This window comes from Roseixanthobacter psychrophilus (genome assembly GCF_043195195.1).
In the GTDB taxonomy this organism is placed as follows: domain Bacteria; phylum Pseudomonadota; class Alphaproteobacteria; order Rhizobiales; family Xanthobacteraceae; genus NCEH01.
The window spans coordinates 1-259 of the sequence record NZ_JBAFWT010000238.1 but is presented as its reverse complement, the minus strand read 5'-3'; the positions used below and the strand labels follow the sequence as shown (position 1 = coordinate 259).

General features: G+C 66.0%; 1 pseudogene. It reads left to right on the top strand.

From position 1 onward, the window contains the following. Positions 1 to 18: 18 nt before the first annotated feature. Positions 19 to 259: pseudogene (locus V5F77_RS29350) on the top strand (hypothetical protein); the annotation flags it as partial.

The following is a 259-nucleotide window of genomic DNA, read 5'->3' as shown; positions in this document are numbered from 1 at the left end:
GCGCCCACGGCGGCGGCGATGCCCGTGGTGACGGCTCGGCTACCGGAGGCGCTCGAAGCCCTGAGAGCTAGCGACGGCATGCAACTGTGGTGGATTGGCGTGATGGGCTTGACGGGGGACGTCATCTTCGCTGCGGCCGCGATGATGGTCGCCTTTGGTCTCGTATTGCGCGGGCAGCCGATCAAGGCGGCGGGATGGCTCGGGATCGCGCTCAGCAACATTATCTTCGTCGGTGTAGACGCGCTCGTTGGGCGAACCT